Origin of the sequence: Kitasatospora sp. NPDC004723 (genome assembly GCF_040609255.1) — a bacterium.
GTDB lineage: Bacteria > Actinomycetota > Actinomycetes > Streptomycetales > Streptomycetaceae > Kitasatospora.
In genome coordinates this window covers 449,636-463,128 of record NZ_JBEXJT010000001.1, presented here as the reverse complement: position 1 = coordinate 463,128, position 13,493 = coordinate 449,636, and the positions used below count along the sequence as shown (strand labels likewise).

The 13,493-nt window shown below is 75.4% G+C and carries 14 protein-coding genes; 3 read left to right on the top strand and 11 right to left on the bottom strand.

The annotated features are described in order from the left end of the window. Nucleotides 1-14: 14 nt before the first annotated feature. Nucleotides 15-1,223, top strand: a complete 1,209-nt coding sequence (locus tag ABZW10_RS02275) for a class I SAM-dependent methyltransferase (RefSeq protein ID WP_355358442.1) — start codon at nucleotides 15-17, stop codon at nucleotides 1,221-1,223. Here ABZW10_RS02275 and ABZW10_RS02270 read toward each other — a convergent pair. The 5 genes from ABZW10_RS02270 to tsaB form a co-directional block, all read right to left on the bottom strand. Next, nucleotides 1,199-2,119, bottom strand: a complete 921-nt coding sequence (locus tag ABZW10_RS02270; RefSeq protein WP_355358439.1) for a polysaccharide deacetylase family protein — start codon at nucleotides 2,117-2,119, stop codon at nucleotides 1,199-1,201. The genes ABZW10_RS02275 and ABZW10_RS02270 overlap by 25 nt on opposite strands. A gap of 106 nt (nucleotides 2,120-2,225) precedes the next feature. Beyond that, nucleotides 2,226-2,471, bottom strand: a complete 246-nt coding sequence (locus ABZW10_RS02265; RefSeq protein WP_355358930.1) for a hypothetical protein — start codon at nucleotides 2,469-2,471, stop codon at nucleotides 2,226-2,228. 14 nt (nucleotides 2,472-2,485) lie between these two features. Beyond that, complete coding sequence (gene tsaD, locus ABZW10_RS02260; RefSeq protein WP_355358436.1) at nucleotides 2,486-3,574, bottom strand: tRNA (adenosine(37)-N6)-threonylcarbamoyltransferase complex transferase subunit TsaD; 1,089 nt, start codon at nucleotides 3,572-3,574, stop codon at nucleotides 2,486-2,488. Then, nucleotides 3,567-4,100 (bottom strand): ribosomal protein S18-alanine N-acetyltransferase, encoded by a 534-nt coding sequence (gene rimI, locus ABZW10_RS02255; RefSeq protein WP_355358927.1) that lies wholly within the window; start codon nucleotides 4,098-4,100, stop codon nucleotides 3,567-3,569. Before rimI ends, tsaD begins: the two co-directional genes overlap by 8 nt. A 59-nt stretch (nucleotides 4,101-4,159) precedes the next feature. Then, entirely contained in the window at nucleotides 4,160-4,816 is a 657-nt protein-coding gene (gene tsaB / locus ABZW10_RS02250) for a tRNA (adenosine(37)-N6)-threonylcarbamoyltransferase complex dimerization subunit type 1 TsaB (protein ID WP_355358433.1), read from the bottom strand. A gap of 227 nt (nucleotides 4,817-5,043) precedes the next feature. On the opposite strand from tsaB, the gene ABZW10_RS02245 reads away from it, so the two are divergent. Then, entirely contained in the window at nucleotides 5,044-5,688 is a 645-nt protein-coding gene (locus tag ABZW10_RS02245) for a hypothetical protein (RefSeq protein ID WP_355358924.1), read from the top strand. Nucleotides 5,689-5,741: 53 nt separating this feature from the next. Here ABZW10_RS02245 and ABZW10_RS02240 read toward each other — a convergent pair whose 3' ends face one another. From ABZW10_RS02240 to ABZW10_RS02220, 5 genes are all read right to left on the bottom strand, one after another. Beyond that, complete coding sequence (locus tag ABZW10_RS02240) at nucleotides 5,742-5,960, bottom strand: hypothetical protein (RefSeq protein ID WP_355358430.1); 219 nt, start codon at nucleotides 5,958-5,960, stop codon at nucleotides 5,742-5,744. A gap of 117 nt (nucleotides 5,961-6,077) precedes the next feature. Further along, nucleotides 6,078-6,575 (bottom strand): tRNA (adenosine(37)-N6)-threonylcarbamoyltransferase complex ATPase subunit type 1 TsaE, encoded by a 498-nt coding sequence (tsaE, locus tag ABZW10_RS02235; RefSeq protein WP_355358427.1) that lies wholly within the window; start codon nucleotides 6,573-6,575, stop codon nucleotides 6,078-6,080. A gap of 143 nt (nucleotides 6,576-6,718) precedes the next feature. Continuing rightward, nucleotides 6,719-7,918, bottom strand: coding sequence for an alpha/beta hydrolase (locus tag ABZW10_RS02230; RefSeq protein ID WP_355358424.1), 1,200 nt, complete (start codon nucleotides 7,916-7,918; stop codon nucleotides 6,719-6,721). After that, complete coding sequence (gene alr / locus ABZW10_RS02225) at nucleotides 7,915-9,111, bottom strand: alanine racemase (RefSeq protein WP_355358421.1); 1,197 nt, start codon at nucleotides 9,109-9,111, stop codon at nucleotides 7,915-7,917. The genes ABZW10_RS02230 and alr overlap by 4 nt, the downstream gene beginning before the upstream one ends. 151 nt (nucleotides 9,112-9,262) lie before the next feature. Continuing rightward, entirely contained in the window at nucleotides 9,263-10,837 is a 1,575-nt protein-coding gene (locus tag ABZW10_RS02220) for an NAD(P)H-hydrate dehydratase (RefSeq protein WP_355358418.1), read from the bottom strand. A gap of 172 nt (nucleotides 10,838-11,009) precedes the next feature. On the opposite strand from ABZW10_RS02220, the gene ABZW10_RS02215 reads away from it, so the two are divergent. Continuing rightward, nucleotides 11,010-11,567, top strand: a complete 558-nt coding sequence (locus ABZW10_RS02215) for a Uma2 family endonuclease (RefSeq protein ID WP_355358415.1) — start codon at nucleotides 11,010-11,012, stop codon at nucleotides 11,565-11,567. Nucleotides 11,568-11,597: 30 nt separating this feature from the next. Here the strand turns inward: ABZW10_RS02215 and glmS are convergent, their stop codons facing one another. Then, nucleotides 11,598-13,454, bottom strand: a complete 1,857-nt coding sequence (gene glmS / locus ABZW10_RS02210; protein WP_355358412.1) for a glutamine--fructose-6-phosphate transaminase (isomerizing) — start codon at nucleotides 13,452-13,454, stop codon at nucleotides 11,598-11,600. Between the last annotated feature and the right edge of the window lie 39 nt (nucleotides 13,455-13,493).

Here is a 13,493-nt window from a genome sequence, read left to right as displayed (position 1 = left end):
GCGAGAATGGCGGGGTGGAGAACGACGACCTGCGGCCCCTGCTGACCGACCGGGGCCAGGCCCTGCTCGCCGAACTGCGCGACTTCGCGCCCGGGGAGGAGCTGGCGCTGGCCACCCGACTGCGCAAGGAGCACCCCGCCGAGCTGGTCTCGGCCGCCCTCGGGCAGGCCCGGCTGCGGCAGCGGGCCCGGGCCAAGTTCGGCGCCGACGCCGACCTCATGTACTTCACGCCCAACGGCGTCGAGCAGTCCACCCGGCGCGAGGTCGCCGAGTGGCGGGCGCGCCGCTTCGCGGACCTCGGGGTGAAGCGGCTGGCCGACCTCTGCTGCGGGATCGGCGGCGACGTGCTGGCGCTGGCCCGGGCCGGTGTCGAGGTGCTCGCCGTCGACAAGGACCCGGCCGCCTGCGCCGCCACCGCCGCCAACGCGGCCGCGCTGGGCCTGGCCGACCGGGTCGAGGTGCGCTGCGCGGACGTCGCCGACGTCGACGTCACCGGCTTCGACGCGGTCTTCACCGACCCGGCCCGGCGCACCTCGCGCGGCCGGGTCTTCGACCCCGAGGCGTACGCGCCGCCGCTGTCCTGGGCGATCGAGGCCGGCCGGCGCACCCCGGTCGGGGCGCTCAAGGTGGCCCCCGGCATCCCGCACGAGGCGGTGCCGGCCGACGCGGAGGCCGAGTGGGTCTCCGACCACGGCGACGTCAAGGAGGCGGTGCTCTGGTTCGGCACCCGCGCCGAGCGCCCGCACCGCGCCACCCTGCTGCCGCAGCGGGTCAGCCTCACCGGCGGCGACCTGCCCGACCCGCCGGCCGGCCCGGTCGGCCGCTACCTCTACGAGCCGGACGGCGCGGTGATCCGGGCCCACCTGGTCGCGGAGGTGGCGCAGCGGGTGAACGGGCGGCTGATCGACCCGAAGATCGCCTACGTCACCTCGGACGAACTGGTCGACACCCCGTACGCGCACGGCTTCGAGCTGACCGACGTGCTGCCGTTCCACATCAAGAAGCTCAAGGCGCTGCTGCGCGAGCGGGGCGTCGGCACCGTGGTGATCAAGAAGCGCGGCATGGCGATCACCCCGGAGGAGCTGCGCCGCCAACTGAAGCCCGCCGGCCCGAACGAGGTCACGGTGATCCTCAGCCGCACCGACCACGGCCCGCTGATGATGCTCGGCCGGCCGGTGACCGGCCCGGCCGCGGCCGTTCAGCCGGCCGGCGCCGCGATGTAGTCCTCGAGACGGGCCACCGCGAAGCCCTGCTCCTGGATCCGGGCCAGCAGCTCCCCGAACATCTGCGTCATCGTCTCGCCCTTGAGGTCCTTCGGGCCCCGGAAGTGGGCGAGCACGATGTCGCCGGGCCGCAGCTTCTTGTCCGCCGCCTGGTACTGCATGTCGTGGATCTGCATCGACTCCCGCCACAGCACGATCGCCCGCGGCCCGCACTGCTGCACCGCGGTGTTGAGCGTCGGCGTGTTGGCGCCGTCGCCGTAGGGCGGGCGGAACAGCAGCGGCGGGGTCCCGTACTGCTGGGTGAGCGCGGCCTGGGCGTCGCAGACCTCGGACTTCTGCTTCTCCGGCGTCACCTTGCTCAGCTGCGCGTGGTCCACGGTGTGGTTGTGCACGTGGTTGCCGAGCGCCTGGAGCCGCTTGAAGTAGCCGTAGTCGTCCTTGACGATGTCGCGGGTCAGGAACATCGAGACCGGCACCTTGAGGTCGGTCAGCATCTCGACGAACTTCGGGTCCTTCTCGGCGCCGTCGTCGATGGTGACGAAGACGACCTTGTCGGTGGTCCGCACCTCGCTGAACACCGGGACCTGGCCGGTTCGCTGGAGCTTCACCGGCTTGTCGGCGGGGGCCGGGGGCGCGGGCGGCAGCGGAGTCAGGTGCCATTTCGCCCAGGCGGCGGCGTCCCCCTCGGCCGGGGCGGGGGAAGCGCTCGGCGGCGGGGTGGCCGCGCCCTGCTGCGGCGCGCCGGACCCGGCCGGGGCGGTGGTGCCGCCCGGCGCCACCAGCGCGGCGGACGCGGCGCCGCTGTCGCCCCCGCCCGAACACCCGGTGGCGGTGGCCAGCAGGGCCATGGCCCCCACCGCGTACACCGTCGTCCTGCTCCACCCGTGCCTGTTCACCGCGCCGTGCTCCCCGCTCCCGTTCAGCGATCCCACTCGCTAGCACGGTAACGCCACGGCGTTCGGTTCCCGATCGGACGTGCGAACGGGATCAGCAGTACACGGCCTACTCCACGTGCTCACTGGTGAAGGACCAGCGGTGCACCGGGCGGCCCAGCAGGCCGGCGGGCGGCTCGGCCACCGGCACCGGCTCGCCGGACCACCAGGTGATCAGCAGCACGCGCTCGCCGGGGGCGGCGAACAGCTCGGCGCGCTGCAGCCCGGCGCGACCGCGCAGCGCGGGCAGCGCGCTGTCCCGGACCCAGGCGGAGAGCTCGGCACCGCGCCCGTCGGCGGCCCGGGCCTCCCACATCGCGGCGGTGGTGCTCACGCCTGCCCGCCCAGGGCCTGATAGGCCTGGCCGTGGAAGTCGGTGTGCGGGACGTGGACCTCGGTGACGGGCAGCGAGGAGTCCGCCGACAGGTCGAAGGAGGACGGCGCGCGGTCCCGCCAGACCATCTCGGAGCCCAGCGCGGCGACCATCGCGCCGTTGTCGGTGCACAGGCCCGGGCGGGGCACCCGCAGCCGGATGCCGGCCTTGTCGCAGCGCTGCTGGGCCATCTCGCGCAGCCGCGAGTTGGCCGCGACGCCGCCGCCGATCATCAGGTGGTCGACGCCGTTGTCCTTGCAGGCCCTGACCGCCTTGCGGGTCAGCACGTCGGTGACCGCCTCCTGGAAGGACGCCGCGACGTCGGCGACCGGCACCTCCTCGCCGGCCCGGCGCCGGGCCTCCACCCAGCGGGCGACGGCGGTCTTCAGGCCGGAGAAGGAGAAGTCGTACTCCGGGTCCCTGGGGCCGGTCAGTCCGCGCGGGAAGGCGATCGCCTTCCGGTCGCCCTCGCGGGCCCTGCGGTCCACCACCGGGCCGCCGGGGAAGCCGAGCCCGAGCACCCGGGCCACCTTGTCGAAGGCCTCGCCGGCCGCGTCGTCGATGGTCGCGCCGAGCGGGCGCACATCGCTGGTGATGTCCTCGCTGAGCAGCAGCGAGGAGTGCCCGCCGGAGACCAGCAGGGCCATCGTCGGGGACGGCAGGCGGCCGTGCTCCAGCTGGTCCACGCAGATGTGCGAGGCGAGGTGGTTGACGCCGTACAGCGGCTTGTCCAGGGCCCACGCGTACGCCTTGGCGGCGCTCACGCCGACCAGCAGCGCGCCGGCCAGGCCCGGGCCCGCGGTGACGGCGATGCCGTCCAGGTCGCTCGCCTTGACGCCCGCGGTGTCCAGGGCGCGCTGGATGGTGGGGACCATCGCCTCCAGGTGCGCGCGGCTGGCGATCTCGGGGACGACGCCGCCGAACCGGGCGTGGTCGTTGACGCTGGAGGCCACCGCGTCGGCGAGCAGGGTGGTGCCGCGCACGATGCCGACGCCGGTCTCGTCGCAGGAGGTCTCGATGCCGAGGACGAGCGGTTCGTCAGCCATGGGGGGTGTCCTTCTTCACGTCCGGTCGCGGGTGGTCCGCGGGTTCGTCGAGGTCTTCGGGGCCGGCGGCGTCGTCGGCGGCGGCGGCCGCGAGGTCGAGGCGCATCACCAGCGCGTCGACGTTGGCGGGCTGGTAGTAGCCGCGCCGGATGCCGACCGGCTCGAAACCCGAGCGCTCGTAGAGCCGCTGCGCCCGGGTGTTGTCCACCCGCACCTCCAGCAGCAGGTCCGCGCAGCCGCGCCGGGCGGCCTCCCGGACCAGGTCGGTGAGCAGCGCCGCGCCGAGGCCGGCGCCCTGGTGGCGGCCGTCGACGGCGATGGTCTGCACGTCGCCCTCCTCGGCCACCGCCATCAGCCCGGCGTAGCCGACGATCGTGCCGTCCGGGGCCTCGGCGACGGTGTAGTGGCGGGTGCCGCCGGGGCGGGCCTCGGCCAGCTCGGACCAGAACATGCCGGCGGACCAGGCGTCCTCGGGGAACAGCTCCAGCTCCAGCGCCAGCACCGGGGCGATGTCCCACCAGCGCATCGGGCGCAGCGTGGCGACGGGGGCGGCGGTGCGCACGGCCCCGTCGGTGCTCGGGCCGGTCACGCCGGGAGCACCGCCTTGTAGCCGGCCGGCACCTGGGCGTCCGGGCGGCGCAGGTAGAGCGGGGCGTTGGGCAGCAGGGCCCGGCCGGCGGCCAGCTCGGCGGCGGCGAACTCGGCGAGCGCGCCGGCCGAGACGTGCTCGGGGCCGTGCGCACCGGGGAAGGCGTCCGGGTAGAGCAACGCGCCGGCGCCGACCGAGCGCGCGGGCGGCGTCAGCTCGCCGGGGCGGTCCACCGACGGGCCCTCGGTCCGGCGGCCCTCGGCGTCGTAGGAGGCCCAGTAGACCTCCTTGCGGCGGGCGTCGGTGGCCACCGTGAACGGCTCGCCGGCCAGGCCCTGCGCGCGGGCCCGGTGGGCGATGGCGTCCAGGGTGCAGACGCCGTGCACCGGCAGGCCCAGGGCGTGCCCCAGTGCGGCGGCGGTCACCAGGCCGACCCGCAGGCCGGTGTACGGGCCCGGGCCGACGCCCACGGCGATGTCGGTCAGCCGGTGCTTGTCGACACCGGCCGCCCGCAGCACCTGGTCGATCGCGGGCAGCAGGAGTTCGCCGTGGCGCCTGGCGTCGACCTGGTCGGTCTCGGCGAGGACGGCCGAACCGTCGTGGACGGCGGCGGTGACGGCGGGGGTAGCGGTGTCGAACGCGAGCAGCAGCACGGGTCAAGGTTAGACCGGTCGGGCGGTGACCCGTCGGGCCCCGGCCCCGGCCCGCCGCCAGGGGCGTGCGCCGCACCGGCGGGAGTGCGTCCGGCGGGAGTGCGCCGCACGATCGAAAACCCGCTGCACGGCGGAACACACGTCCGACGCGATGCGGACCGGACGGACGGACCTGGCACGATGGGGCCGACGGTTTTGGGACGGCGGTGGGAGCACACGTGGCGAAGATGGGTCCTGGAGTGGTGGTCACGGGGCTGACCCTGGGGGCCCTGGCGGTGGTGAGCCTGCTGGCCTTCCAGGCCAACGGCGCGCAGGACCGCGCGGTCGCCGCCAATCCCGGCACGAGCACCACCGCGGCGTCCAGCGGGCCGGCCGCCTCGGCCACCCCGAGCGCCACCCCGACGCCGACCGTCCCGGCGCTGCCCACCGCGGGCACCGGCACCGGTCTGCGGGTCGTCTACTCGGTCGGCACGCACTACGTCTGGCTGATCGACCCGAAGAAGACCCCGCAGGTGGTCGCCGCGTTCCCGGTCACCCCGGGCACCGTCGAGCCGGCCCCCGGCAGCTACCCGGTCTACAGCCGCACCCAGTCCGGCACGGGCACCGACGGCAAGGCGATCGAGCACGTGGTGCGGTTCGCCCAGCAGAACGGCGTGGTGTTCGGCTTCAGCGCGGCCGTCGACGGCGCCACCGGCACGCCGGCCGCCGCCCCGACGACCTCCGCGTCCGGGACGCCCTCCTCGATCGGGGCCGGCACCGGCGGTACGAGCAGCGCGAGCGGCAAGACCGGCGGCATCCGCAGCAGCCGGGCCGACGGCCAGCTGCTGTGGGACTTCGCGCCGAAGGACACCAAGGTGGTCGTGATCGCCTGACCCGGACGGGGCCGGACAGGACCCACCCGGCGCTGGAGGTGCGCGGCGCCGGACTACGCGGCGCGGCGGGTCTCGTGCGCGCCGCCGTCCGCCGGCGGCTCCCCGGCCCGCGGTTCCTCCGCCGGACGGCGTCCGGGCGGGGTGGAGACCGCTTCCGCCGCCGCGCAGGCGGCCAGCAGGGCCCGCATCGGCTCCCCCGCGGCACGGCGGTCGGGCCCCTCGGCCCCGGTCCCGCGCGGTGCGCGCTCCGGGGCGGGCGTGGTGCTCGGCATGGCGCCTCCTAGTTAGGCAGACCTAACCTCAAAACCCATCCCACCACGCCCGGGACCCCGACCGCAACATCTTCCCGACAGTCTGTCGGCAAACCGTGACGGGGGCGGACGGCGAGGTCAGGCCAGCACGGACAGGTCGACGCCGTCCCAGCGGGAGCCGATCCCGGTCAGCTCCACCCGGCGCGGGTCCAGGTCGTCGCCCGCCGCCTCGTCGCCGACGGCCCGCTCGATCCGGACCTCCAGGCGGTCCTCCGACAGCCGCTCGACCTTGCCCTCGCCCCACTCGACCACCACCACCGACTCGGGCAGCGAGACGTCCAGGTCGAGGTCCTCCATCTCGTCGAGGTCCCCGCCCAGCCGGTACGCGTCGACGTGCACCAGCGCCGGGCCGCCGCTCAGCGACGGGTGCACCCGGGCGATCACGAAGGTCGGCGAGGTGACGGCGCCGCGCACCCCGAGCCCCTCGCCGAGGCCGCGGGTCAGCGTGGTCTTCCCCGCCCCCAGCTCGCCGGAGAGCAGCACCAGGTCCCCCGGCCGCAGCAGCGCGGCCAGCTCCCGGCCGAGCCGGCCCATCCGGTCGGGGGTGGCGGCGGTGAGAGTGGCGTGCGAGCCCATGCGCGAATCAAGCCCTTCGGTCCGTACGGCGGCGCACCGGCTCTCGGGCGCCCCCGCTACCGTGCCACATCCCCGGTGCCGCCCGCGCCGGGCGTCCGCAGGGCCCGGTCCGACGCGGTCCGGGCCGGCACGGTCCGGGCTCGCTACACGGGCCGGCCGACCGGCGGCGCCGGCGGGGCGGCGCCGCGGAAGCGGGCGGCCCGCTCGAACAGCGCGGCCAGCCGGCGGTCGACCACGTCGGGCCGCTCCAGCATCACCAGGTGCCCGGCGTCCTCGACCAGGGCCAGCTCGGCGCCCGGCAGCTGTTCGGCCATCACCTCGCCGTGGCCCGGCGGGGTCATCAGATCCTTGGTGCCGGTCAGCACCAGGACGGGCATGCCGCGCAGGGCGGCGAGCGCCTCGGTCTTGTCGTGCGCGGAGAACACCGGGTAGAACTCGGCCACCACGTCGATCGGGGTGGCGTCCAGCATCTGCTCGGCGAACCGGGCCACACCCGGGTCGACGTCCTTCCCGCCGAAGGAGAACCGCCGGTAGAGGACGGCGCTGACGTCCGCACCCAGCCGGCGGGTCGCCTCCACCAGGTCCACCTGACGGCCGAGCAGCCTCATCATGCCCGGCGCGACCCGGCGGAACAGCTTGGCGCCCGCCTGCGGCAGACCGAAGGTGACGGCGTCCCAGTTCCCGGCCAGGGTGCCGATCAGCGCCACGCCGGCGACCCGCTCGCGGAACAGCTCGGGGTGCTGGTCGGCCAGCGCCATCACCGTCATGCCGCCCATCGAGTGGCCGACCAGGACCAGCGGGCCGGTCGGCGCGACGGCGTCGATCACGGCCTTGAGGTCGCCGCCCAGCTGGTCGATGCTGGCGGGCTCGCCGGCCAGGTAGGAGCGGGAGCGCTCGGAGCGGCCGTGGCTGCGCTGGTCCCAGAAGACCAGGCGCAGGCTGTCGCGGAAGGCGGCGCGCTGGAAGTGCCAGCTGTCCTGGTTGAGGCAGTAGCCGTGGCAGAAGACCACGGTCAGCGGCTCGCGCGACCCGTCCGGCTCGACGGTGCCGTCCAGCTCGACGTACAGCTCGGTGCCGTCGGTGGCGGCCACCGTGCGGGGGCGACCGCGCAGCGAACCGTACGGGGCCTTGGCGTCCAGTTCGGCACGGGCCCGGCGGCGCATCGTCCGGCCGACCGTCAGCCGCTCGATCGCCACGCCCGCGGCGGCGCCGGCCGCGAGCACGCCGACCGAGATGCCGATCAGCCCGGCCCGGCTCACCCCGGTGGCCGCCTCGGCCGCCTTGACGGCGCGGGCCACGCCGCTGACCGCCTCGACCGGGTCGGCGCCGGCCTGCTCGCTCATCCGCGCAGGTCCTCGTCCAGGCCGCCGACGTAGCGGCGCGGCACCCGGGAGCCGATCCGGGTCACGATCTCGTAGGAGATGGTGCCGCAGGCGCGGCCCCAGTCCTCGGCGGTCGGCTCGCCGCGCTCGCCGTTGCCGAAGAGCAGCACCTCGTCGCCGATCGGCGGGGTGTCGCCGCCGAGGTCGACGACGAACTGGTCCATCGCCACCCGGCCAGCCACGGTGCGCCACTTGCCGTCGATCTGCACCGGGGCGATGCCGCTGGCGTGCCGGGGGATGCCGTCGCCGTAGCCGAGCGGGACCAGGCCCAGCGTGGTCGGGCCGGGCGTGGTGTAGTGGTGGCCGTAGCTGACGCCGTGTCCGCCGGGGACGTGCTTGACCAGGGCCAGCCGGGCGGTCAGCGACATCACCGGGCGCAGGCCGAAGTCGGCCGGCGAGCCGACGTCCGGGACCGGCGAGAGCCCGTACATCGCGAGGCCCGTGCGGACCATGTCGAAGTGCGACTGCGGGAGCAGCAGGGCGGCCGGAGAGTTGGCCAGGTGCCGCACCTCGGGGCGCAGGCCGGCCGCCTCGGCGGTGGCCAGGGCGGCGCGGTAGGCGTCCAGCTGGGCCTGGATGGAGGGGTGGCCGGGCTCGTCGGCGGCGGCGAAGTGCGACCAGACGCCGACCACGGTCAGCAGGCCGTCCAGCTCGGCCCGGCGGGCGGCGGCGACCAGCTCGGGCCAGTCGTGCGGCTGGCAGCCGTTGCGGCCGAGGCCGGTGTCGGCCTTGAGGTGGACCCGGGCCGGGATACCGGTGGCGCGGACGGCGGCGAGCAGTTCGGTGAGCGCCCACTGGCCGCTCACCGAGACGTCGAGGTCGGCGAAGAGGGCCTCGCGCCACGGGCCGCCCGGCGTCCACAGCCAGCAGAGGATGCGGGCCTGGTCCGGCCGGACGCCGGCGGCGCGCAGCGCGAGCGCCTCGTCGGGCGTCGCGGTGCCCAGCCAGCGGACCCCTGCGGCGACCGCTTCCCGGGCGCACCGGACGGCGCCGTGCCCGTAGGCGTCCGCCTTGACCGCGACCATCACGGCGGCCCCGCCGATCCGCTCGCGCAGCGCGTCGAGGTTGCCGCGCAGGGCGGCGAGATCGATGGTCGCCTCGGCTCGCGCGCCTTCGGTGAGAGTGGCCGTACCGGTCGTCTTCGCAGTTGTCATCAGGGTCAGTCTCCCAGACATCCCGGGGTCCTCGCCGAACGGCCCTCGGCACGCCGCCCCGGCGCAACCCGCCATCCGGTCCGGACGCGCACGAATCGCCCCCCGGTTCCCTCCCGCCCCCGCACGGGCCGAAATCGGCGGACCGGTCTCCTCAGCGCGCCCTCCCGGCCGCGCTCCGGAGTGGAGAGTCGGCCGGGCCGACCTCCTGCTCCCGCGGCGGCCGGCCGGTCGACCGGTCCGCCCCTTCCGTCGAGCGGACGTCGTTCCAGGCGGCGGAGAGGGCCCCGGCCACCTCCAGGGCGGTGACCGGGGCGCCGGGGGCCGCGGCGGCGTGGCGGGCGGCGAGGCCGTGCAGGTAGGCGGCCGCCGAGGCGGCGTCCAGCGGGGAGAGGCCCGCGGCGAGCAGCGAGCCGGCCAGGCCGGCCAGGACGTCCCCGCTGCCGGCGGTCGCCAGCCATGAGGTGCCGGTCGGGTTCACCCGCACGGCGCCGCCCGGATCGGCGACCACCGTGGTCGAGCCCTTCAGCAGCACCGTCGCCCGGTACGCCGCCGCGAGCCGCCGCGCCGTGGCCAGCCGGGTGGCCGCCAGCCCGTCGGCGGCCGGCGGCCGGGCGGCCGGGTCGCCCGCCCCGGCGAGCAGCCGGGCCGCCTCCCCCGTGTGCGGGGTCAGCAGCGTCGGCGCCGTCCGCCCGGCCAGCGCGTCCGGCCCGAGCCGGGCCAACTCCGTCAGCCCGTCCGCGTCGACCAGCACCGGCACGTCGGCGGCCAGCGCCTCCGCGAGCGCCCGCTCCGCCCCCTCGCCTCCGCCCGGCCCGACCACCCAGGCCTGCACCCGCCCGGCGCCGGCCGGCCCGCCCTCGGTGACCAGCGCCTCCGGGAACCGCCGCACCACCTCCTCGGCCGCCGTCCCCACGTACCGCACCGCCCCCGCGCCGCCGCGCAGCGCCCCGGCGACCGCGAGCAGCGCCGCCCCCGGGTACCGGGCCGACCCGGCCGCCACCCCGACCACCCCGCGCCGGTACTTGTCGCTCTCCGCTCCCGGCACCGGCAGCAGCCCGGCCACGTCCGCGTGCTGCAACGCCGTCACCCCGGCCGGCGGCAGATCGAGACCGATCCCCACCAACTGCACCGCCCCGGCGTACGAGGCACCCGGGTCGATCAGCAGCCCGGGCTTGTACGTGCCGAAGCAGACCGTCACATCCGCCCGCAGCGCCACGCCCGCGACCTCGCCGGTGTCCGCGTCCACCCCGCTGGGCACGTCGACGGCCACCACCACGCCCGCCCGCCCGGCGCGCGCGTACGGCTGCGCCTCCGGCCGCAGTCCGCCCCTGCCGCCGATCCCGACGATGCCGTCCAGCACCAGGTCCGCGCGCGAGAAGTCGGCCAGGCCGACTTCCTGATCCGGCACCACCCGCCCGCCGGCCGCCCGCAGCGCCGCGAGCCCCGCGGCGTGTGCCCGCGCGGGGGTGAGCAGCACCGCCGACACCCGCGCCCCGCGCCGTGCCAGCGCCGCACCGGCGTACAGCGCGTCGCCCCCGTTGTCCCCACTGCCCGCCAGCACCACCACCCGGCCGCCGTACACCCGCCCCCGCCGGCGGACCAGCAGCCGCGCGCACGTCGCGGCGAGCCCGGCGGCGGCCCGCTGCATCAGCGTCCCCTCCGGGAGCCGGGCCATCAGCTCCCCCTCGGCGGCACGGACGACTTCGACGCGATGGGCGTGGCGCATGCAAGGGCTCCTTCAGCGGTCGGCGCTACCGGCGACGCTAGCCCGCGTCACCGCCCCGCGGCAGCCCGGCCTGCGGCACACTTTCGAGTGACACCCACTTCGATCCCCCGCCGGTGTCGGTCCGGATGCCTACCGTGTGGCTCGGTACGGACCCACAGGAGGGGGAAGGGCCATGGTCGCCATGCCGGCAGTCGAGCACCCGCTGGGTCAGGACGACGTCCTCCAGGCATTCCTGGAGCTGGACACGCCGCCGGGGTTCAAGGCCGAACTGATCGAAGGGGAGATCGTCGTGACGCCGCCGCCGGACGGGGACCACGAGGACGCCATCGCCCGGTTCGCCCGAGCCGTCGCGCGCGAGGCCGCCGAGGAGTTGTACGTCAGCGGCGGGAAAGGACTGATCACCCCGAACGGCCGGTTCGTCCCCGATGCCACGGTCGCCCCCGTCGGCCACTTCCGCGCCCAGGAATCGTGGTCGTCCGCGGTGGGCGTCGAACTCGTCCTCGCAGTGACGTCGACCGACCCGGTCAAGGACCGTGAGCCCAAGCGCCTGGGCTACGCCGCCGCGGGGATCCCGTGCTACCTCCTCATCGACCGCAGCGAGGGCAGGGCGACCCTCTTCTCCGATCCCGAGGGCGGCGACTACACCACCATCCACGAGACGGAGTCCGGCCGGCGGATCAAGCTGCCCGCGCCGTTCTCGTTCACGCTCGACACGGCGCCCCTGCGGTAGGACGCAGCCACCGCAGGGGCGCCGGCCGGACTACTCGACGGTGACCGACTTCGCGAGGTTGCGGGGCTGGTCGACCTCGTGGCCCTTGGCCGTGGCGAGCTCGCAGGCGAAGACCTGCAGCGGCACGGTGGAGACCAGCGGCTGGAGCAGGGTCGGGGTGACCGGGATCCGGATCAGGTGGTCGGCGTACGGGACGACCGCCTCGTCGCCCTCCTCCGCGATCACGATGGTGCGCGCGCCGCGGGCCCGGATCTCCTGGATGTTGGAGACGATCTTGTCGTGCAGGATCGAGCGCCCGCGCGGCGACGGCACGACCACCACGACCGGCAGCCCCTCCTCGATCAGCGCGATCGGCCCGTGCTTCAGCTCGCCGGCCGCGAAGCCCTCGGCGTGCATGTAGGCGAGCTCCTTGAGCTTGAGCGCGCCCTCCAGGGCCACCGGGAAGCCGACGTGCCGACCCAGGAACAGCACCGAGCGCGCGCCCGCCAGGGAGCGGGCCAGCTCGCGCACCGGCTCCATGGTCTCCAGCACCTGCTCGACCTGCTTCGGCGCGTCGCCGAGCTCCTTGATGACGGCGAGGATCTCGTCGCCCCACTTGGTGCCGCGCACCTGGCCCAGGTACAGCGCCACCAGGTAGCAGGCGACCAGCTGGGTCAGGAACGCCTTGGTGGAGGCGACGGCCACCTCGGGACCGGCGTGGGTGTACAGCACCGCGTCCGACTCGCGCGGGATGGTCGAGCCGTTGGTGTTGCAGATCGCCAGCACCTTGGCGCCCTGCTCGCGCGCGTGCCGCAGGGCCATCAGGGTGTCCATGGTCTCGCCGGACTGCGAGATGGCGATGACCAGCGTGCCCGGCCCCATGATCGGGTCGCGGTAGCGGAACTCGGAGGCGACCTCGACCTCGCACGGGATCCGGGTCCAGTGCTCGATCGCGTACTTGGCGATCATGCCCGCGTGGAAGGCGGTGCCGCAGGCGACGATGACGACCTTGTCGACCGCGCGCAGGTCGGCGTCGGACATCCGCAGCTCGTCGAGGGTGAGCCGGCCGTCGGTGCCGATCCGGCCGAGCAGGGTGTCGGCGACGGCCTTCGGCTGCTCGGCGATCTCCTTCAGCATGAAGTAGTCGTAGCCGCCCTTCTCGGCGGCCGAGGCGTCCCAGTCGACGTGGTACTCGCGCACGTCGGCGGGGGTGCCGTCGAAGTTCGTCACCGTCACGCCGCCCCGGCGCAGCTCGACGACCTGGTCCTGGCCCAGCTCGATCGCCTCGCGGGTGTGCGCGATGAACGCGGCCACGTCGGAGGCGAGGAAGTTCTCGCCCTCGCCGCGCCCGACCACCAGCGGCGAGTTGCGGCGGGCGCCGACCACCACGTCCGGGGCGTCGGCGTGCACCGCCACCAGGGTGAAGGCGCCCTCCAGCCGGCGGCAGACCGCCCGCATGGCCTCCGCCAGGTCCCCCTGGTACTCCTCGCCGAGCAGGTGCGCGACGACCTCGGTGTCGGTCTCGGAGCGCAGCGTGTGGCCGCGCTCGGCCAGCTCCGCCCGGAGCTGGGCGAAGTTCTCGATGATGCCGTTGTGGACGACCGCCACCCGGGCGGCGTCGTCCAGATGGGGGTGGGCGTTGGCGTCCGTCGGGCCGCCGTGGGTGGCCCAGCGGGTGTGGCCGATGCCGGTGGTGCCGCCGGGAAGAGGGGTCTCGGCGAGCGACTTCTCCAGGTTCGCGAGCTTTCCGGCCCGCTTGTCGGTGGCGAGGCTCCACTGCCCGTCGGAGCCCTGCACCTGCACGGCGACACCGGCCGAGTCGTAACCCCGGTACTCCAGTCGCTGCAGGCCTGCGATTACTACGTCAAGGGCGGGCTGGGAGCCCACGTATCCAACAATTCCGCACATGCGTGCCAGCATAAGGGCGCTCCGAACGCCCCATTCGCA